Origin of the sequence: Nocardia sp. CC213A (assembly GCF_030766805.1) — a bacterium.
GTDB lineage: Bacteria > Actinomycetota > Actinomycetes > Mycobacteriales > Mycobacteriaceae > Nocardia > Nocardia otitidiscaviarum.
In genome coordinates this window covers 343,970-363,797 of the sequence record NZ_JASFXA010000002.1, presented here as the reverse complement: position 1 = coordinate 363,797, position 19,828 = coordinate 343,970, and the positions used below count along the sequence as shown (strand labels likewise).

The window sequence follows — 19,828 nt, the reverse complement described above, 5'->3', positions numbered from 1 at the left end:
CGACCAGGCGATTCGACAACTCTCGACGGCTTTCTTACTCTGAAGTAAGATAGTCTTACTCAGGAGTAAGATTGCTGGGCAGGATCACCCCACACACCCGAGAAATTTGGTGATTATGAGTACTCGAGACACCGCAACGAAGCGGGACACCTCCGCTGTCGGACTCAACCCGGTCAAGCGCGACTGGATGGGCGCGGCCATGCGGGTCATGACGACGATCACGGGATCGGAACTCGCCGAGAAGTACAAGCTGCGCAAGCCGATCGAGCGGCTCACCTACGAAGGCACCAAGACCGGCTTCCGCACCCTCGGCGCGGCCACCCGGGCGTTCGAGAAGGTGTCCGGCGGCGGCGCTCCGAAGCGGCTGCCCGCCAACGAGTCCCGGGGCAAGGACTACTTCGACCTGACCCCGACCGACGAACAGCAGATGATCGTCGAGACGGTGAAGGAGTTCGCCGAGGAGATCCTGCGCCCGGCCGCCTACGACGCCGACAACGCCGCCAAGGCCCCGCGTGACCTGCTCGAGCGGGCCGCGGAACTCGGCATCACCCTGATCAATGTTCCCGAGGAGCTGGACGGCGCGGCCTCCGAGCGCGGCGCGGTCACCAACGCGCTGGTAGCCGAGGCGCTCGCGCACGGCGATATGGGACTCGCGCTGCCCATCCTGGCCCCCAGCGGCGTGGCGGTGGCGCTGTCGCAGTGGGGTACCGACGCCCAGCAGCGCACCTACCTCGGCGCTTTCACCGGCGAGAACGTGCCGCAGGCATCGGTCGTGATCAGTGAGCCGCAGCCGCTGTTCGACCCCTTCGCGCTGCGTACCAAGGCGACCCGCTCCCCCAGCGGCTACCGCCTCAACGGTGTGAAGAGCCTGGTCCCGGCCGCCGGTGACGCCGAGCTGTTCATCGTCGCCGCCGAACTCGACGGCCGCCCCGCCTTCTTCATCGTCGAATCCGACACCGACGGTGTGGTGATCGAGGCGGATCCGGCCATGGGTCTGCGCGCCGCGGGCCTGGGTCGCCTGCTGCTGAACAATGTCGCGGTCCCTGCCAACGCCGTCCTGGGCGATGCCGACGCCGTGCAGCGCGCCGAGGATTACGCGGACGCGGTGCGGCTGGCCCGGCTGGGCTGGTCGTCGCTGGCGGTCGGCACCGGCCAGGCCGTGCTGGATTACGTGATCCCGTATGTGAAGGAGCGCGAGGCGTTCGGTGAGCCGATCGCGCACCGGCAGGCGGTGGCGTTCATGGTCGCCAATATGGCGATCGAGCTGGACGGTATGCGCCTGGTGACGCTGCGCGGCGCGTCGCGCGCCGAGCAGGGGCTGTCGTTCGCCCGCGAGGCGGCGCTGGCCAAGAAACTGGCCTCCGACAAGGGCATGCAGATCGGCCTGGACGGCGTGCAGCTGCTCGGCGGCCACGGCTTCACCAAGGAGCACCCGGTCGAGCGCTGGTACCGCGATCTGCGCGGCATCGGCGTCGCCGAAGGCGTCGTCCTCGTCTAGCCCCGACTTCTCACACGGAGACCACCAATGATCAATCTCGAACTCCCCAAGAAGCTGCGGGCCAGCGCCAACCAGGCCCATCAGGTGGCCGCGGAGATCTTCCGCCCCACCTCGCGCAAGTACGACCTCGCCGAGCACGAGTACCCGGTCGAGCTGGACACCATGGCCGCCATGGTGGAGGGCCTGTCCGACTCCGGCGCACAGGACGTCTCCGGCGCCACCGGCGGCCGCAAGGCCCAGGAGGGCGAGGGCGACGGGCACGCCACCGAACTGCTGGGCAACAGCAACGGCGGCAATATGTCCGCGCTCATGAACGCCCTGGAGACCTCGTGGGGCGATGTCGGCCTCATGCTCTCCATCCCCTACCAGGGCCTGGGCAATGCGGCCATCGCCGCGGTCGCCACCGATGAGCAGTTGCAGCGCTTCGGCAAGGTGTGGGCCGCCATGGCGATCACCGAGCCGTCCTTCGGTTCCGACTCGGCCGCGGTGTCCACCACCGCGGTGCTCGACGGTGACGAGTGGGTGCTCAACGGCACCAAGATCTTCGTGACCGCCGGTTCGCGTGCCACCCACATCGTGGTGTGGGCGACCGTGGACAAGTCCAAGGGTCGCGCCGCCATCAAGTCCTTCGTGGTGCCCCGGGATGCCAAGGGCCTCACCGTGTCCCGCCTCGAGCACAAGCTCGGCATCAAGGCGTCCGACACCGCCGAAATCCGCTTCGAGGACTGCCGGATTCCGAAGGACAACATCCTCGGTTCGCCGGAAGTCAATGTGGAGAAGGGTTTCGCGGGCGTCATGCAGACGTTCGACAACACCCGCCCGCTGGTGGCCGGTATGGCCGTCGGCGTGGGCCGCGCCGCTCTCGAGGAACTGCGCAAGATCCTCACCGACGCGGGCGTCGAGATCTCCTACGACACCCCGCCGAACAACCAGCACGCCGCCGCCGCGGAATACCTCCGCCTGGAAGCCGATTGGGAAGCGGCCTACCTGCTCTCCCTACGCGCGGCCTGGATGGCCGACAACAAGAAGCCGAACTCCCTCGAGGCCTCCATGTCCAAGGCCAAGGCCGGCCGCATGGGCACCGACGTCACCCTCAAGGCCGTCGAACTCGCAGGCCCCCTCGGCTACAGCCAGCGCACCCTGCTCGAGAAGTGGGGCCGCGACTCGAAGATCCTCGACATCTTCGAAGGCACCCAGCAGATCCAGCAGCTCATCGTGGCCCGCCGGGTGCTGGGACTGTCCAGCGACAAACTGAAGTAGGTTCTGGGACAGGGCAACCGGCGCGAGTTCCGCGGAGCTCGCGCCGGTTTCTGTTCGCGGCATCCATCGGGGATTCCACACCCATATCCCGAATGCCCCGGAAGTCACCAATGCCCGAATAGGTCGGCGGGCGGAACGAAATTTGCCGTGAGCACACCCGGGAACGAGATACGCGCATCGGCTTGCGAGAAGGGGTGCGTGAACAATGTTTCTCCTTCTGGCACAATTCCTTTCCCGATAGAATTACGGCATGAATACGAGCCGGGCGGGTGAGGTATTCGCGGTCGTGGAGGAATTGACAACCGCGACCACCGCCCTGCTCGACGAAGACCTCACCCACTACACCGACACCGACTTCGTGGAACTGATGCGACGCGTCGAAGCCGTCCGCGCCCGACTGGGCGCGGTGTCGCATCGCCTGGTCATCGAGACCAGCGACCGGCACCTGCCCGAACGCGCCGGATGCAAGAGCCTGGCCAAGTATTTGAGCGAAACCCTGCGGATCTCGATGGCCGAGGCCGGAGCACGACGCCGCGCAGCACAGAAACTCGGCGTGTTCCATTTCGTGCACGGAGAAGACCGGGAACCGGAATACCCGCGCACCGCCGCCCACCAAACCGCCGGGCGGTTGTCGATCGAACACGCGCGGCGCATCATGGCGGTGATGGACCGCATCCCCGCCGCCGTACCGACCGAATTGCGGGTAGAGGCCGAACGACTGCTGGCCGAACACGCCTGCACGATGACCCCCGAAGCAGTGGTCACGGTCGGGGAATCGATCCTGGCCCACCTCGACCCCGACGGCACCCTGACCGACGACCGCGACCGCGACCGCGTCCGGAGGATCACGGTGGGACGTCAACGCATCGACGGCATGACCGAAATCAGCGGACTGCTCACCCCACACCTGCGGGCGCTGCTGGACGCGGTACTCGCCAAGGGATCGCGACCGGGCATGTGCAACCCCGCCGACCCCGACAGCCCCACCCTCGGTGCCCGCGCGATCGACCCCAAGACCCTCGAAGCCGCCGCCGAACGCGACACCCGCACCATCGCCCAACGCAACCATGATGCTGTGGCGGCGTTCCTGACCGCCACCGGCGGATCGAAAACCCTCGGCAGTCACCGGGGATGCCCGTCTCGGTCGTGCTCACCATGCGCCTCGAGGACCTCGAACGCGGCACCGGGCACGCGGTCACCGCCGCGGGCACGACCATGTCGATCCCGGCCGCGTTGCGGCTGGCCGCAGGCCGCTACCCGTGGCTGTTGCTCTTCGGCCGCGACGGCGTCCCCCTCTACCTCGGGCGCGGACAACGCCTCGCGTCGCGCTGGCAGCGGTTGGCGTGTGTGGCCCGCGACCGTGGCTGTACCTTCCCTGGTTGTGACGCGCCCGCGACGATGTGCGCGGTGCACCATCTGATCCCGTGGGCACACGGGGGTGGCACCGATATCGACAACCTGACCCTGGTGTGCGATCGGCATCATGCCCAGGTCGCCGAGGACGCCGACGACCCGACCGGGTGGGCCACCGAACGTCTGGGTGCGCACACTACGTATCCGGGTCGTACCGGGTGGCGGCCCCCGACTCACCACGACCCGGCACGGGGGCGGCGGGTCAACCACCGCCACCACGGCGACGAACTCCTCGGCCCCGCCATCCACCGGCTGCGCGTCAGGCAGGACGCCGGGCTACCACCGCCACCGTTACGGCAATAAGCCCACCACCACACCCTTTGCGGACGGGCTACCAGCCGCCGCACCACGACACGGTGGTAAGCCCCAGCCACCGCACCACGACACGGCAGCCGCCGCAGCCAGATCACGACCAGGCGCAGCGAAAATGCCGGACACGCGTCGATTGGGGCGCGCCCGGCTTTCTAGTTCGAGCACGCGGTCAGCGAGATCCGAACAGGCACATCAACTCGACCGAAGCGGAGGCGGAACCACTGCCACCGTTCTGACAGGGACGGTTGGCGTCCTTGGTTTCGAGACGAAGGACGTAGTAGTAGCCGTCGGTGTTGGGGTTCGGGGCGGTGGCGCTGCAGCGGTAGCCGATGATCGTGCCGCCGAGACGGGCCTGCCCGGCGCTCTCACACGCCGCGCGATTGGGGTAGGTGCCGCCTTCGACCGTTCCGGCCGCCGCGGTTCCGGCAGCGAAACCGGTGAGTGCTATACCGGCCGCGGCGATTGTGATGGCGCGCTTCACCACATATTCTATTACGCAACAAGCACTTTGATTCTTTCAGCTCACCACGAGGCGCACCACACAACACCGCCTCTACAATCGGCAGATGTCGATCTTCGAGATGCCGGGGCGCTTTTGGCGGGGGAATCTGCACTGTCACTCGAACCGGTCGGATGGCGCGCTGGCACCGGAGGAGGTCTGTCGGCGGTATCGGGAGGCGGGGTACGACTTCGTTGCCGTCACCGACCATTTCCGTCCGGAGTACGGATTTCCACTCACGGATACGCGGGCCCTCCGAACCGACGGTTTCACCACATTGCTCGGGGCCGAGTTGGAGGCTCCGCGGACGGAATTCGCCAGTAGGTGGCATATTGTCGCGGTGGGGTTGCCGGTGGGGTTCGCGCCGCCGGAGCCGTCCGAGAGTGGGCCGGAGTTGGCGCGGCGGGCGCGGGCGGCGGGGGCTTTCATCGGGATGGCGCATCCGGCGGCGGCTTTGTCGACCGTCGAGGATGCGGCGACGCTGGATGCGGCGCATGCGGTGGAGGTGTTCAATTCGCTTGCGGCGCGGGAGGATCGAGGGGACAGTCTGCATCTCTATGATGTGCTGCTGGGGCGGGGGTATCGGCTCGACGCGTATGCGGCCGACGACTGTCACTTCCAGCCGCAGGATCCGGCCGGGCGCGATGCCTGGGTGCAGGTGCGTGCCGAATCCCTCGATCCTGATGCTTTGCTGATCGCGTTGAAGGCCGGGCACTACTACTCCAGTACCGGGCCGGAGATTCACGCCATCGAGATCGAGAGCGGGCGGATCGGGATTCGATGCTCGCCGGTGCACAAGATCGTGGTAACCGGATCGGTTCCCGGGGCGCAGTGGCGAATGGGTGACGGGTTGACCGAGTGTCGGCTGCCGCTGGACATGTTCGCGCGCAGCGCGTACGTGCGGGTGACGGTCACAGACGTGGCGGGCAACCGGGCCTGGAGCAACCCGATTCGGCGGCAGTGAGTTTCAGGGGTCCGGGGCCGAGCGTCAGGCGCTGAACTCCTCCACCAGGCGGCGATAGGTCTCGAAGGCCGCCTTGGGGCGGTAGTCGCTGGTCGCGATTCCCAACTGCGCCATGGGTTCCGGCTGAGCGGAGTCGGCGTCGCGCAGGCCGAAGAGTTCGAGATGGGTCACGTGGTGGCGGCTTCGCACCGCCGCGACGGCGCGTACCAGGTGGTCGATGCTGTCGGCCTGGTGTTCGGGGGTGCGCTCCGGGCCGGTGATGCTGCCGCATTCCGAGATGTGGATCGGTACGTGAGATTCTATGTGCGCCTTGGGCAGCGACTCCTCGCGCAGCTGCCGGATGGCGTGCTTCACCTGCGAATCGATATCGCCGGGCGAGCCGTGCGGTGCGACCGGGGAGAAGGCATCGGGATACAGCGCCAGCCCGACATAGTCGACCAGGTCGGCGAATTCGTGTGCGGGTACGGCCGCCAACTGCTCCCAGAAGGCCGCGTCACCGCCCATCCAGTCCGGTGATTCGGCCACCGAGAATCCGATGCGCACCGCGTCCAGGCCCACCGTGTCGAGCGCCTTGCGCGCATGCGCGATGCCGCGCACCAGGGCCGCCACCACGCCGGGGGAACTGCCGTCGATCCACGGGATGTCGAAATTGGGTTCCAGGGTGATCTGGAGGTAGCGCACGATCCGCCCGTACCGGTCGATGGCCCGGTCGATGAAATTCAGCCAGCCGTCCACGTCGACGGCAGTGGGCAGGTAGCAGAGCACCAGGTCCAACTGCCGGTGCCCCTCCAGATACCACCGATCCGGCATGGTCAGCTCGCCGTAGACGCGTTCGGGGTGCAGGACCGCAGCCCGTTCCGGGTCCGGTGGAGTACCCAGGTAGTGCAGGTACTCCCGCACCACGAACGGCGCGTCCCCCGGTAGCCGTCGCACCAGATCCGCGATGGCGGCGCGGTCGTCGGGCGGCCCGGCCACCGTGCTGACCTGCCCCGCCGCGTACACACCGAAGAGCAACTCCGTGGAATCGGTCACCCGGTCCATGTAACCACCGGCGAGCACCCGCCGGTCACCCCTTGGATCGCTTCACCCGGCCCGCCGCGGCAAAACGCCTGGTCGGTGGACGCACCCGGCCGCGTTGTCCGATCTGACCGGATTTCTGTAACGTCGGTCACACTCCGCTGCTACCGTTGCGCCAATCGCAGGGTGTCGTGCGGCGTCGAACCGGCACGACCACGAGTTCGGAGGTTGATCGAGATGGCCTCGATTCTGCATTCGGTGCAGCAGCGCATGACCCACACCGGAGAGGTGATCAAGGGTCTGGGGCGGTTGCGGGAGGTCGGCATCAGCGATCCCCGCAATCCCATGGAAACCCTGCGAACCATGCGGGAGGCCAAGGTTTTCGGGCCGCAGGCCACCATGGTGCAGCATGCCGCGCGGGTGTGGCCGGACCGCCCGGCGCTGGCCGACGAACGCGGCGAGATGACCTACCGCGAACTCGACGAGGGCTCGACGGCGGTGGCCCGGGGACTCCAGGCCATGGGCATCCAGCCGGGCATGGTGATCGGCATCCTGGCCCGCGACCACCGCGGGCTGCTGCTCTCGCTGGCGGCCGCCGGGAAGCTCGGCGTGCGCTCCGCGCTGATGAACACCGGATTCGCCAAGCCACAGTTCGCCGAGGTGTGCGCCCGCGAGAACGTCAAGGCGGTGCTGCACGACAGCGAGTTCCTCGGCCTGCTCGACGCCCTGCCGCCGGAGTTGCCGCGCGTACTCACCTGGGTGGACGAGGGGCACGAGGTCCCGGCGGGGGCGACGACGCTCGACACGCTGATGGCGGAGAACTCCACCGAGCGGCTGCCCGCCCCGCAGAAGCCGGGCGGTTTCATCATTCTCACCAGCGGCACCACCGGCCTGCCCAAGGGCGCGCCGCGCACCAAGGTCGGCCCGATCGGCACCGTGCAGATGGTGGACCGTATCGATTTCCCGCGCCAGGGCACCATGGTGATCGTCTCCCCCATCTTCCACAGCACCGGCATGGGCACCTGGCTGGTCGGCACGGCACTGGGCAACAAGGTGGTGCTGGTCCGCCGGTTCGACGCGGAACGCACGCTGCGACTGATCGACGAGCACAAGGCGGACATGCTGGTGGCGGTGCCGACCATGGTGCACCGCATGGTGGAGTTGGATCCGGCCATCCGCGAGAAGTACGACACCTCGTCGCTGCAAGGCATCGTCATCGCGGGTTCGGCGCTGTCGCCCGAGCTCAGCGTGCGCACGCAGGAGGTTTTCGGGCCGGTGCTGTACAACCTGTACGGCTCGACCGAATGCGCGGTGGCGACGGTGGCGCGGCCAGAGGATCTGGCCAAGGCACCGGGAACAGCGGGCAAATCGCCGCTGACCTGCGAGGTCGCGCTGTTCGACGATGACGACAAGCGCATCCACGCCAAGAATGTCACCGGCCGTATCTTCATCCGCTCGGGCGCACCCTTCGAGGGCTACACCGACGGGCGGCACAAGCAGATCATCGACGGGTACATGTCCAGCGGTGACGTCGGGCATTTCGACGACAACGGCCTGCTGTTCGTGGACGGCCGCGACGACGACATGATCGTCTCGGGCGGGGAGAACGTCTTCCCGCAGGAGGTGGAGAACCTGCTGTTGGAGCGGCCGGACGTCTTCGACGCGGCGGTGGTCGGCGTGGACGATGTGGAGTTCGGAAAGCGCTTGCGCGCCTTCATCGTTCCGGAACCGGGCGCGAGCCCGGACGCCGAGGAGATCAAGGCGTACGTGAAGGGCAATCTGGCCCGCTACAAGGTGCCGCGCGAGGTGATCTTCCTCGACGACCTGCCCCGCAACACCACCGGCAAGCTGCTGCGGCGCGTGCTGGTCGAGTACGAGGTGTAGCCGGGGGTCACATTCCGACCGCATTAAGCGCTACTTGAGGTAACAGAGACCTGAGCCACAACCTTTCTGCCTGCGCTTGCTAGGCTGCAAGCGCACTGGATCTCGATGTCGCGGTCCACCCGGCCGACTCGTCCGGCAGGGGGATCGCGGGAATGGTTGTACCCATGTCAGTTGCCCGTCCGACGGCAAACGGCGCGTTGAAAAAGGTCAGCGACACGGCGCTCAGCGTGAACGCCATGATGAAGCGGGGCCTGTTCAATCCACTGCGCCCCGATCATGCCGTCAAATCCGCGCTGAACGTGCTCAAGTTCGGCCCGTTCGCCGGCGTCGTCATGCATGCCGCGCAGACCAACCCGCACGCCGCCATCATCGACGAGCGCGGTGAGCTGTCGGTCAAGCAGCTCGACGAACTGTCCAACGCCTTCGCGCGCGGACTCAGCGCGCGCGGGCTGCGGCCCGGTGATGTGGTGGCGGTGCTGGCCCGCGATCATCGCGGCATGGTGCTGAGCCTGCTCGCCACCGGCAAGCTCGGGGTGCGCGCCGTCCTCATGAACACCGGCTTCGCCAAGCCGCAGTTCGCCGATGTGGCGGCCCGCGAGCAGGTCAAGGCGGTGCTGCACGACAGTGAGTTCTTCGAGCTCATGAGCGCCATTCCCGAGGACATTCCGCGCATCCTCACCTGGGTGGACGAGAAGGACAACGCCGATCCGGCCATCCCCACCATCGAGTCGGTGTCGCAGGGGCAGTCCAGCGCGCCCATCGCACCCCCGGAGAAGCCGGGCGGCATGGTCATCCTGACCTCCGGCACCACCGGTACCCCGAAGGGTGCGCCGCGCGACAAGGTGAGTCCGTTCATCTCGGCCCAGTTCCTGGATCGAATTCCGCTGCCGCGCAACGGCACCATGGTGATGGCCGCGCCCATCTTCCACGGCACCGGCTTGTCGCAGTTCACCCTGTCCATCGCACTGGGCAACAAGGTGGTCTTCCAACAGCGCCGCTTCGACCCGGAGCTCACGATCGCCAATATCGTGAAGTACCGGGCGCAGGGCCTGACCGTGGTGCCGACCATGCTGCAGCGCATGCTCGACCTGCCGCCCGAGGTGCTGGCCAAGTACAACCCGAAGGCGTCGCTGCGCGTCATCTTCGCCGCCGGTTCGGCCATCCCGCCGGACGTGGTCACCCGCAGCCTGGACTACTTCGGCCCGACGCTCTACAACCTGTACGGCTCCACCGAATGCGCGGTCATCACCGTGGCCACCCCGGATGAGCTGCGCAAGTCGCCGACCACCGCGGGCCGCCCACCGGTCGGCATCACCCTCGCGCTGTACGACGAGAACCGTAAGCTCATCACCAAGCCGGGCGTGACGGGCACCATTTTCATCGGCAACGCGCATTCATTCAAGGCGTACACCGACGGCCGCACCAAGGAGTTCGTGGACGGCCTCATGTCCTCGGGCGACGTGGGTCACTTCGACGCCGACGGCCTGCTGTTCATCGACGGCCGCGACGACGACATGATCGTCTCCGGCGGCGAGAACGTCTTCCCGCAGGAGGTGGAGCACCTCATCTCCAACCGCCCCGACGTGCTGGAGGCGGCCGTGGTGGGCGTGGACGATGCCGACTTCGGAAAGCGGTTGCGCGCCATCGTGGTTCCGGGTCCGGATTCCCAGCGCGATGCCCAGGAGATCAAGGATTTCGTGAAGGAGAACCTGGCGCGCTACAAGGTGCCGCGCGAGGTGATCTTCCTCGACGAGCTGCCGCGCAATGCCACCGGCAAACTGCTGCGCAAACCGCTGGTCGAAATGGAAGTTCCGGCGGAGTAATTCGACGCGACCACTCCATCCGCACCCCGGCGGGTAGCGGGTGTGGAGTCCGGAATCCAGGGACCGCTATCATCAGCGGGTGAGTTTCGAGTCCGGCCGCTCTACGGCGCATTTCCGCGGTGATGCCGCGGTATTGCGCGGTGGGGCGGCCGGTTCGATTTCCGGGGCGCTGGCCGTCGCCGCGCACGGCTGGGCCTCCGGCGCCATGGCCCCCGATTCCGGCGCGCTGTCACTGCTCATCGCGGGCTGTGCCGCCGTGGGCGCGCTGACCGCCGGGGTGCGCTCGCTGCGCACCACCGCCGTCGGGCTGGTGGGTGCGCTGGTGGGTGGACAGCTGCTGGGCCACCTCGCCATGTCGTGGGGTGCCGGCGGCGGGCATCACCACCAGCAGTCGGTGTGGACGCCGTCCATGCTGCTGGCGCATATCGTGGCCGCCGTCGCCGCGGCTGTCGTGATCCTGGGCGCGGAGGCCGCCTATCGGATCGTCACCGCCGTGATGGCGCGGGTGCTGCCGGCACCCGTCGTGCTGCCGGTGCTCGCGGGGCCGCCCGCGCTGCCCATCGAGCACCGCGATCGGATCGTGCTGCGGCTCTTCGCCGCCGATGCACTGCGCACCCGCGGGCCACCCGTTCTCGTTCGAGGCTGATTCTCCTTTCTTGCCCGGAACACGGATTTTCCCGTCCGTGTGATCGCGCTGTCCACGTATGCCGATGCGGCATGCGGTATTCCGCGCATCCAGGCTGCCCCTCGAACAGAAAGTCCGCTAGTGACCACCACGGATAGCGGTGTCGAGACGACACCGCCTATTTCGCCTACCCCGGAAACGGATTCATCCGTCGAATCCGCGGGCGGTAAGAAGAGAGCAGGCGGCGCTTTTCAAGCGCTGATGCTGAGACTCCATTTTTACGCGGGCGTTTTCGTCGCCCCGTTCATCCTGATCGCGGCCGTCACGGGCGCGCTCTACGCCATTGCCCCGACCCTGGAGAACATCACCGAACGGGGCCTGCTGCACACCGATTCGACCGGCCCGGTCAAGCCGCTGTCGGATCAGATCCGCGCCGCTGTCGCGCAGCAGCCGGACCTGGCGCTGGCGGCGGTCGCCCCGGCGCAGGGCACCGGGGACACCACCCGTGTGATCTTCACGGACCCGACACTCGGAGCGTCCGAGCGGCGCGCCGTCTTCGTGGATCCGGTGACCGCCGAGCCGCTGGGCGACAGCGTCGTCTACGGCAGCTCGGGTGCGCTGCCCATGCGCACCTGGATCGACCAGTTGCACCGTGACCTGCACCTGGGTGAACCGGGTCGCCTCTACAGCGAGCTGGCCGCCTCCTGGCTGTGGGTGATCGCCCTGGCCGGGCTGGTGCTGTGGATCCGGCGGGTGCGCGCTCGGCGCGAGCGCCGGTCCGCGCGCTGGCTGCTGTGGCCGGATCGTTCCCGCCCGCGTGGCCGTTCGCTGAATTGGCATGCGGCCGTGGGCGTGTGGATTCTGCCGATCGTGCTGCTGCTGTCGGTGACCGGTATGACCTGGTCCACCTACGCCGGTGAGAACATCTCGAAGATCCGCGAGGAGATGAGCTGGACCACCCCGAAGGTGAGTTCCGAGCTGCCGGGTGCCGCGACGCCGTCCGCGCCCGCCGCCGGTGATCATTCCCACCACGCCATGCCGGACCCGGAGGCGGCCTCGCCGTCTGGCAAGGCGATCGAGCAGGCCGATCTGGTGTACGGCGTGGTGCGCGCCAACGGCATCGAATCACCCGTGGAGATCAGCATTCCGGCGGCGGAGGGCGTGGCGTTCATCGCCAAGGAACGCCGGATGCCCGGGGTGCTCACCACCGACTCCATCGCCGTGAACGGCGCGACCGGTGAGGTCACCGACCTGCTGCGGTTCGCGGACTATTCGCTCGCGGCCAAGTTGACCAGCTGGGGTATCCAGTTCCATATGGGCCTGATGTTCGGCCTGGCCAACCAGCTGTTGCTGTTGGCCGTCATGGTCGGGCTGATCACGGTGATCGTGCGCGGCTACCTCATGTGGTGGCGGCGGCGGCCGACCAAGGACGCCAAGGCTTTCGCTGTCGGCAAGGCCCCGCGACGCGGGGTGCTGCGGCAGACGCCGCTGTGGCTGCTGCTGCCGTTCGCGGCCGCGGCCGTGGTGGTGGGTTGGTTCGCTCCGCTCATCGGGCTCAGCGTGCTCGGCTTCCTCGTCGTAGACGTGGTGGTCGGTCTGATCGCACGCCGCCGGGCCTCGGCCTAACTCAACTCCGACTGCACCGCGGCGACACGGCATCCCCGCCGTGCCGCCGGTGCGGTCCGTCCATCCTCAGGGTCACGTCGCCTGTTCACTGGCATGGAGGCGGCGCGCTGGACCCTGCGCGACAATCCAAGGAATTCACCTGATGAAGATCAACAAGTTCGCCGCCACCTCGGCCCTGCTCGTCGCCGCCCTCGGCGTCGCCACCGGCACCGGCCACGCCGACGCGCCGACCGGGCCCGCCCCGGTCAATGTCTCCTACCAGGCGCAGGAGCGGAGCCTGACGCTCGCCACCGATATCGGTTCGCTGGAGGTGGCGAACGGTGTGCTGGCGATCAAGTCGGCCGACGGCACGGTCATGGCGGGCGCGCCCCTCCGGGTGCGGGTGGACGATTTCGTCTTCCCCGTCGCCGCGGAGGTCTCCGGGCACACCGCGACCCTGACGCCGCAGATCGACCGCGAACATGCTGTCTACCAGCCTGTTTCGCTGCCGTTCGAGGACAAGGCCGAGTTCAAGAACGAGTACGAGCGGGAGAAGGCCGCCTGGTCCCGGATGACCTCCCGCATCGGTTTGGCGGGCACCCTGGCCGGGCTGACCACGACCGTGCTGGGCGGTCTCGTCGGCTGCGCCCTCGGCGCGGTCGCGGGCACGATCGCGACGGGCGTCGTCGCCACGCTGTTCGGTGCCGGCCCGATCGTCGGCTGCCTGGTCGGCGCGGCGGCGGGCGCGAGCCTGATCGGCATCGCGGGCACGGTGCTGATCACCGCCCCGGTGGCGGTGGCGTCGATCATCGACTACTTCAACACCATCAACGCACCGCTCCCCCAGCCCGCCGACTGAGACGAGACCGACCCCGCCCGGCCACCGACCGGGCGGGGTTACCGCTCCTCGGTGGGGACACCCTCGGGCCACCGCTCGGCCAGTCGTACCGCGTCGGCGGCGTTCGACCACGCCACCCCGCAGCCGAGCGCGCCCCATCGAGATGGACGACGGTCACGGATTCGATCCGCGCGAACGGGATCGCCAGATGATTCAGCTCCGGTGCTCGCCGCTGGGTCGCGTGCCCGGGAAGCGCCGACGCCGATCGCCCCCGTACGCTGCGGATCTGTGAGTCATCCCATGCCGCCGCAGCAGCCGCAGTACCCGCCGCAGCAACCGTACGCACAGCAGCCCTACCCGCAGCAGCAGCCGGGGCCGCAGTTCCCGATTCTAGTCTCCACCATGAACGATGTGCCCGGCCAGGACATCGTGCAGGTTTTCGGGGAGGTGGCCGGGTTGACGGTGCGCAGTCGCAGTATCGGGTCGAATATCGGCGCGACCTTCCGTTCCCTGGGCGGCGGGGAGATTCACGAGTACACCCAGCTGCTGTACCAGTCCCGGCACGAGGCGATCATGCGCATGTGCCAGCACGCCATCTCGCTGGGGGCGAATGCCATTGTGGCCATGCGCTTCGACTGCAATGAGATCGCGGGCACCATGAGCGAGGTGGCGGCCTACGGTACGGCCGTGCGGATCCGGCCCGTCCAAGCCGCGCCGTAGCCAGCGCGCCGTCACCCGGCAGCGGCATAGATTGTTCATGCTTTTCTGTATACAGATTCTGATGTAACGTCAGGGTTTATGGAGACCCTGCTGCACTCGGACGCGTTGGCTCGGTTCGGGCATGCGCTGTCCGACCCGACGCGTACCCGGATCCTGTTGAGCCTGCGGGACGGACCCGCGTATCCGTCGGAGATGGCGGAGCGGATCGGGGTGTCGCGGCAGATTCTGTCGAATCACCTTGCCTGCCTGCGGGGGTGCGGTCTGGTGGTGGCGGTGCCGGAGGGACGGCGCAATCGGTACGAGCTGGCCGACCGGCGTATCGCGGCCGCGCTGGGGGATCTGCTGGGTGTGGTGTTGGCGGTGGACCCCGCGTGCTGCCCCGCCGCCGAAGCCCAGGACTGCTGCTGAGTACACGAGAGCGAGTGCGACGATGAGCGACGGGTGCTGCGGCATCGACGAAGGCCCCGGCGAGCGCGGGAACGCGGCCGCGCCGGATGCCGGAGGCGAACGCCCGCAGCGGTTGTGGCAGGTGCGGGAACTCCGGCTGGCCGGTGTGGCGGGGGTGCTGCTGCTGGGCGGTTTCGCGGCGGGCTGGTCCGGTTTCGAGGCCGGGGCGACCGCGGCGCACCTGGCAGCGGCGGCGGTCGGCGGGGCGACCTTCGCACCGGCTGCGGTGCGGGCACTGCCGCGGCGGCGGATCGGCGTCGCCACGCTGATGACGATCGCATTGATCGGCGCGCTGGCGCTGGGGCAGTTCGCCGAGGCGGCGATGCTGGCGTTCCTGTTCTCCATCAGCGAAGCCCTGGAGGACTATTCGCTCGCGCGCACCCGCCAGGGGTTGCGGGCGCTGCTCACCCTGGTGCCGGAACGGGTGCGCGTGCTGCGCGACGGCCGCGAGACCACCATCGAGCCCGGTGAACTGCTGGTCGGGGACCTGATGCTGGTGCGGGCGGGTGACCGGATCGCCAGCGACGGCATGGTGCGCGAAGGGCGTTCGAGTTTGGACACCGCCGCGGTGACCGGGGAGTCGGTGCCGGTGGAGGTCGGCCCGGGTGACGCGGTGTTCGCCGGGTCGATCAATGCCCACGGCGCGCTGGTGGTGTGGGCGACCGCTACCGTGGCGGACAATTCGCTGGCCAAGGTCGTCCGCGTGGTCGAGGATGCCCAGCGGCGCAAGGGTTCCCGGCAGCGGCTGGCCGACCGGTTGGCCCGCCCCCTGGTGCCCGCGGTCATGGTGCTCGCCGCCGGAATCGCCGCGCTCGGCGCTGTTTTCGGCGATCCGGCGCTGTGGTTCGAACGTGCGCTGGTGGTGCTGGTGGCCGCCGCCCCGTGCGCCCTGGCCATTTCGGTGCCGGTCACCGTCATCGCCGCGGTCGGCGCCGCCACCCGGCTCGGGGTGCTGGTCAAGGGCGGCGCGGCACTGGAAGCGCTGGGCGCGGTGCGCACGGTCGCGCTGGACAAGACCGGCACGCTGACCCGCAACCGGCCCACCGTCGTCGAGATCGTTCCCACCGCGGACCATTCCCGCGAACGGGTCCACGCGCTCGCCGCCGCGCTGGAGGCGCGCAGTGAACATCCGCTCGCCGCCGCGATTCTGGCCGACGCACCCGCACCCACCGCACCCGCACGGGACGTCACCACCGTTCCCGGTGCGGGGATCGAGGGCATCGTGGACGGGCGGGCGGCCCGCCTCGGCAAGCCCGGCTGGATCAGTCCCGGCGCACTCGCCGACCATGTCGATCGACTCCAGGACGCCGGTGCGACGGTCGCGCTGCTCGAATACGATCACGCCCTGATCGGACTGGTCGGCATCCGTGACGAACTGCGCCCCGAGGCCGCCGACACCGTCGCCGACCTCCACCGGGCCGGGGTGCGGGTGGTCATGCTGACCGGCGACAACGCCCGCACGGCGGCCGCGCTCGCCGCACGGGCGGGTATCGACGACGTCCATGCCGAACTGCTTCCCACCGACAAGGCCGACCACATCGCCCGGCTGCGCCGGGAGCGCCCCGGCGCGGTCGCCATGGTCGGCGACGGCGTCAACGACGCCCCCGCGCTGGCCACCGCCGATATCGGAATCGCCATGGGCGCCATGGGAACCGATGTCGCCATCGAGACCGCCGATATCGCACTGCTGGGGCACGACCTGCGCCAACTGCCGCACGCCGTCCGGCACGCCCGCCGCGCCCGCGCGATCATGCTCCAGAACATGGGCCTGTCGGCCGCGATCGTGCTGTCGCTGGTCCCGCTCGCCGCCACCGGCGTCCTCGGCCTGGCCACCGTGGTCTTCATCCACGAACTCGCCGAGGTCTTCGTCATCGCCAACGGCGTCCGCGCCGCCCGGCTGCGCCGTCGTGCCGATTTGTCAACCATGCAACCGGTCGGTACTCCCCCATCGTTCGACATCCGCGCCACACGACCGTCGGCAGCCACCCCGGCCTGTGACTGCTGCGCGGAACCCGCACCCATCGGCCTGACGATTCGTCCGTCGGAACGAAAGGCAATGCCGCCTCGGTGATTTCGCTTCCAGAACGACGACACCGAACCCGAGACCACCGAAGACACGCGGGCGAACCGCGCTGCCGCCGGCGCGGTTCGATCCTCAGTGGTTCGGTAGCCGCGGGTGCCGACGCGCGGGTGCCGAGCCGTGGGCGATGCCGAGCAGGGATGCGGCGCGGGAATGCAGGGAGCAGATACCCGGATCGCAATCCCGGTGTAGGGCCAGCACGTTCGAGAGGTCCAGTCTGGTCAGGTTCTCCACTTCGACCGAGCAGTCGACGAGTTCGAGCGAGCGGGGCGCGAAGTACTCCATTGGCTCACCTTCGGTGATGCTTTCCGGTGGCACGGTGCCGACCGGCGGCGACGGGGACGAGGACCGCGTCGTCTTCCATCCACGTCTGTGTGTCGGGAGTGCGGCGATCGTTCGTTACCGATGCCGCGGCGGACACGCGGGCGACGCGCCCGCGCGCCTCTCCGACGCGGAGCTATTCGGCGGGCTTCTCGTCCTCCGGCAGGGTGGGTGAGACCTGGACGGGGCGGAGGCGGACCCAGGTGAAGAAGACGGCGGCGGCGATGAGCATGCCGATGCCGGTCCATTGGTTGATGTCGATGCCGCCGGTTTTGGCCTCCTGTTCGGCGGCGTCGTAGGTCAGGCCCGTCACCAGGACGATGAGGCCGTAGCAGGCGAGCAGTGCGCCGACGATGGTGCGGATATCGAACAGCATGGCGGGCCTTTCCTATCCGGCGGGTGCGGTCAGCCGACGAAGATATTGAGGGCGATGACGATGACCAGGGCGATACCGGCCAGCAGGACGGGTCGCTGGTACCAGGGCAGCGTGTCCGATTCCGGGTCGGTGCGCACCTCTTTGGGAGTCTCGGAGTAGACCAGGCCGACCAGTTCCGCCGCGGGCCTGGGCTGCGACACCTGGGTGACGACCACGCTGACCACGATATCCACCACGAACGCCACGCCCGCCGCCACGAAACTCGAACCCTGCCCGGACAAATGGAAGGCACCGGCCTCGTGCAGGATGAAAACGACGATGGCGGAGGCGGTTCCGGCCACCAGGCCCGCCCATCCGGCGGCCGGTGTCATGCGCTTCCAGAACATGCCCAAGATGAAAGTCGCGAACAGCGGTGCGTTGAAGAAGCTGAACAGCGTTTGCAGATAGTCCATCATATTGCCGAAATTCCCGGCGATGAACGCGGTGCCGATGGCGGCGACGGTCGCGCCGACGGTGGCCAGGCGGCCAACGCGCAGGTAGTACCCGTCCTCCCGGTCCTTGACCACGTACTGCTGCCACAGGTCGTAGCTGAACACGGTGTTGAACGCCGAGACATTGGCTGCCATACCGGCCATGAACGCCGCGAGGAGTCCGGCCAGTCCCACCCCCAGCAGCCCGTTGGGCAGCGTGTCCTTCATGAGGTACAGCAGCGCCTGGTTGTAGGTGGTGTCACCCTGGTAGTCCGGATTCGCCGCGGTCCGCGCCTTGAGGTCGACGATCTGCGGCACCAGCACCGCGGAGATCATGCCCGGGATGACGACGAGGAAGGGGATGAACATCTTCGGATACGCGCCGATGATCGGCGTGCGCCGCGCGGCGGAGATCGAGTGCGTCGCCATGGCGCGCTGCACCTCGACGAAATTGGTGGTCCAGTAGCCGAACGAGAGCACGAAGCCCAGGCCGAACACGATGCCGAGAACGGACATGAAGTTGTTCGCGAAACCGGACAGCTCATTACCCGGCCATGCCTCGACCTGCTGCGCACCGCCGGGACCGGTGATCACCTTGTCGCGCAGGCCATCCCAGCCGCCCACCTTGTGCAGACCGACCAGTGTCAGCGGCAGCAGCGCGGCCACGATCACGAAGAATTGCAGCACCTCGTTGTAGATGGCAGCCGACAGCCCGCCCAGCGTGATGTAGGAGAGCACGATCACCGCCGCCGCCATCACCGACACCCACAGCGGCCAGCCCAGCAGCACATTGAGAATGGTGCCGAGCAGGTACAGGTTGACCCCCGCGATGAGCACCTGCGCCACCGCGAAGCTGAGCGCGTTGACCAGGTGCGCGCCCGGTCCGAAGCGTCGCCGCATGAACTCCGGGACGCTGCGCACCTTGGAGCCGTAGTAGAACGGCATCATGACCACGCCCAGGAACAGCATGGCCGGAACCGCGCCGATCCAGAAGTAGTGCATGGTCGGCATGCCGTACTCCGCGCCGTTGGCGGACATGCCCATGATCTCGACCGCGCCGAGATTGGCGGAGATGAAGGCCAGACCGGTCACCCAGGCGGGCAGCGAACGTCCGGACAGGAAGAAGTCGATACTCGACGAAACCCGCTGCCGGGCCAGCAGACCGATGCCGAGAACGAAGAGGAAATACAGCGCCACCAGCGCGTAGTCGACGGGATCGGCATCCAGCCGCAATTGCCCGTCGGCGAGTACGGCGGTGAGGGTGTCGGCGGAACCGGCGACGTGGAACGGCATACAGCTCTCCTGACGAGACGATCGGGCGGAGACGAACAACCGTGCGGCGAATACTAACTGTCCAGTCCGTAGCGCCGGTGATGATCGTGCGGGACACGCCTGGCAGCGGGTCACACGCCTGCCCGTCGAAGTCGAAGCCTCACAGTGCAGCATGCAGAGCGAACCTTGCGAAAAGCAGTCCTACGTGTTCGTCCAAGTCCGATACGGGAAGCTTGTTTTCGTGACATGATCGACTCTGCTACCCGGGACCGTATGGCCGTACACGGGGTTCACCTCACCCCCCAACGAGCCGCGCCCAGTGCGCACCGGGTGACCTCATGGCGGAGGAATCGCGGACCTACGATGAGGTGGCGGCTTCATCGGGGACGGAGCGGACACAAGGG

General features: G+C 68.0%; 17 protein-coding genes and 1 pseudogene. 13 read left to right on the top strand and 5 right to left on the bottom strand.

Annotated elements, in window-relative coordinates; all coding sequences use genetic code 11:
• Positions 1 to 109 precede the first annotated feature (109 nt).
• From QJS31_RS04785 to QJS31_RS04770, 4 genes and pseudogenes are all read left to right on the top strand, one after another.
• A complete protein-coding gene (locus tag QJS31_RS04785; RefSeq protein ID WP_372341493.1) occupies positions 110 to 1,498 on the top strand; it encodes an acyl-CoA dehydrogenase family protein in 1,389 nt (462 codons plus the stop codon).
• A gap of 27 nt (positions 1,499 to 1,525) precedes the next feature.
• Positions 1,526 to 2,758 carry an acyl-CoA dehydrogenase family protein gene (locus QJS31_RS04780; RefSeq protein WP_195120665.1) on the top strand — a complete coding sequence of 411 codons (1,233 nt, stop codon included), beginning with the start codon at positions 1,526 to 1,528 and terminating at the stop codon, positions 2,756 to 2,758.
• 250 nt (positions 2,759 to 3,008) lie between these two features.
• Positions 3,009 to 4,057 (top strand): annotated as a pseudogene (locus QJS31_RS04775) (DUF222 domain-containing protein); the annotation flags it as partial.
• A 108-nt stretch (positions 4,058 to 4,165) separates the two neighbouring features.
• Complete coding sequence (locus tag QJS31_RS04770; RefSeq protein WP_306356014.1) at positions 4,166 to 4,474, top strand: HNH endonuclease signature motif containing protein; 309 nt, start codon at positions 4,166 to 4,168, stop codon at positions 4,472 to 4,474.
• Between the two features lie 178 nt (positions 4,475 to 4,652).
• Here the strand turns inward: QJS31_RS04770 and QJS31_RS04765 are convergent, their stop codons facing one another.
• Positions 4,653 to 4,964, bottom strand: coding sequence for a hypothetical protein (locus QJS31_RS04765; protein WP_306356013.1), 312 nt, complete (start codon positions 4,962 to 4,964; stop codon positions 4,653 to 4,655).
• Between the two features lie 85 nt (positions 4,965 to 5,049).
• Between QJS31_RS04765 and QJS31_RS04760 the strand changes: the two genes are divergently transcribed.
• A complete protein-coding gene (locus tag QJS31_RS04760) occupies positions 5,050 to 5,946 on the top strand; it encodes a CehA/McbA family metallohydrolase (protein WP_306356012.1) in 897 nt (298 codons plus the stop codon).
• Between the two features lie 24 nt (positions 5,947 to 5,970).
• Here the strand turns inward: QJS31_RS04760 and QJS31_RS04755 are convergent, their stop codons facing one another.
• On the bottom strand, positions 5,971 to 6,978 hold the full coding sequence (locus QJS31_RS04755) for a hypothetical protein (RefSeq protein ID WP_306356011.1): 1,008 nt from the start codon (positions 6,976 to 6,978) through the stop codon (positions 5,971 to 5,973).
• Between the two features lie 222 nt (positions 6,979 to 7,200).
• Between QJS31_RS04755 and QJS31_RS04750 the strand changes: the two genes are divergently transcribed.
• From QJS31_RS04750 to QJS31_RS04715, 8 genes are all read left to right on the top strand, one after another.
• Positions 7,201 to 8,847: an acyl-CoA synthetase gene (locus QJS31_RS04750; RefSeq protein WP_282780944.1), complete on the top strand. Its 1,647-nt coding sequence runs from the start codon at positions 7,201 to 7,203 to the stop codon at positions 8,845 to 8,847.
• Positions 8,848 to 9,011: 164 nt separating this feature from the next.
• Positions 9,012 to 10,670: an acyl-CoA synthetase gene (locus QJS31_RS04745; protein ID WP_282780942.1), complete on the top strand. Its 1,659-nt coding sequence runs from the start codon at positions 9,012 to 9,014 to the stop codon at positions 10,668 to 10,670.
• Positions 10,671 to 10,749: 79 nt separating this feature from the next.
• Positions 10,750 to 11,316: a hypothetical protein gene (locus QJS31_RS04740; RefSeq protein WP_282780940.1), complete on the top strand. Its 567-nt coding sequence runs from the start codon at positions 10,750 to 10,752 to the stop codon at positions 11,314 to 11,316.
• A 240-nt stretch (positions 11,317 to 11,556) separates the two neighbouring features.
• Positions 11,557 to 12,921 carry a PepSY domain-containing protein gene (locus QJS31_RS04735; RefSeq protein ID WP_282780938.1) on the top strand — a complete coding sequence of 455 codons (1,365 nt, stop codon included), beginning with the start codon at positions 11,557 to 11,559 and terminating at the stop codon, positions 12,919 to 12,921.
• Between the two features lie 142 nt (positions 12,922 to 13,063).
• The gene (locus QJS31_RS04730; RefSeq protein WP_306356010.1) at positions 13,064 to 13,759 is read left to right on the top strand and encodes a hypothetical protein; all 696 of its coding nucleotides are present in this window, start codon (positions 13,064 to 13,066) and stop codon (positions 13,757 to 13,759) included.
• 366 nt (positions 13,760 to 14,125) lie between these two features.
• Entirely contained in the window at positions 14,126 to 14,458 is a 333-nt protein-coding gene (locus QJS31_RS04725) for a YbjQ family protein (protein ID WP_039809584.1), read from the top strand.
• A 78-nt stretch (positions 14,459 to 14,536) separates the two neighbouring features.
• Positions 14,537 to 14,866: a helix-turn-helix transcriptional regulator gene (locus QJS31_RS04720; RefSeq protein ID WP_029931816.1), complete on the top strand. Its 330-nt coding sequence runs from the start codon at positions 14,537 to 14,539 to the stop codon at positions 14,864 to 14,866.
• A gap of 22 nt (positions 14,867 to 14,888) precedes the next feature.
• A complete protein-coding gene (locus QJS31_RS04715) occupies positions 14,889 to 16,976 on the top strand; it encodes a cation-translocating P-type ATPase (RefSeq protein ID WP_306356009.1) in 2,088 nt (695 codons plus the stop codon).
• An 84-nt stretch (positions 16,977 to 17,060) separates the two neighbouring features.
• Here the strand turns inward: QJS31_RS04715 and QJS31_RS04710 are convergent, their stop codons facing one another.
• From QJS31_RS04710 to QJS31_RS04700, 3 genes are all read right to left on the bottom strand, one after another.
• Entirely contained in the window at positions 17,061 to 17,270 is a 210-nt protein-coding gene (locus tag QJS31_RS04710; RefSeq protein WP_306356008.1) for a hypothetical protein, read from the bottom strand.
• Between the two features lie 172 nt (positions 17,271 to 17,442).
• Positions 17,443 to 17,682, bottom strand: coding sequence for a hypothetical protein (locus QJS31_RS04705; RefSeq protein ID WP_306356007.1), 240 nt, complete (start codon positions 17,680 to 17,682; stop codon positions 17,443 to 17,445).
• A gap of 29 nt (positions 17,683 to 17,711) precedes the next feature.
• Entirely contained in the window at positions 17,712 to 19,445 is a 1,734-nt protein-coding gene (locus tag QJS31_RS04700) for a sodium:solute symporter family protein (RefSeq protein WP_282780929.1), read from the bottom strand.
• Positions 19,446 to 19,828: the final 383 nt, after the last annotated feature.